The following is a 382-nucleotide window of genomic DNA, read 5'->3' on the forward strand; positions in this document are numbered from 1 at the left end:
ATCGGCGCCTGACCCCGGGCCGGCCCAGTCGGCGCCCCCGCCCCCGAACAGCGCCGCAAACAGGGTGGCGGCGACGGTGGAGTTGCCGACGCCGAGATCGCCGAGACACAAAAGATCGGTGCCGCCGGCGATCGCTTCCATGCCGAAGGCCATGGTGGCGGCACAGCCACGCTCGTCAAGCGCGGCCTCTTCGGTGATGTCGGCGGTCGGGATGTGCAGGGCAAGATCGAAAACCTTAAGCCCGAGATCGTAGGCAATGCAGATCTGGTTGATCGCGGCACCTCCGGCGGCGCAAAGTTCGACCGCGTTGGCGGTCGCCGCCACCGGCCGTGGCGAAATGCCGTGGCGCGTGACGCCGTGATTGCCGGCAAAGACCGCCATC

The 382-nt window shown here is 68.3% G+C and carries 1 protein-coding gene; it reads right to left on the reverse strand.

Annotation, left to right across the window (positions count from 1 at the left end; all coding sequences use genetic code 11):
• Positions 1 to 382, reverse strand: a 382-nt coding sequence (locus tag EN994_RS35205; protein ID WP_206530601.1) for a nicotinate-nucleotide--dimethylbenzimidazole phosphoribosyltransferase, incomplete at both ends; no start/stop codon positions are given.

This window comes from Mesorhizobium sp. M7A.F.Ca.CA.002.09.1.1, assembly GCF_003998555.1.
GTDB lineage: Bacteria > Pseudomonadota > Alphaproteobacteria > Rhizobiales > Rhizobiaceae > Mesorhizobium > Mesorhizobium ciceri.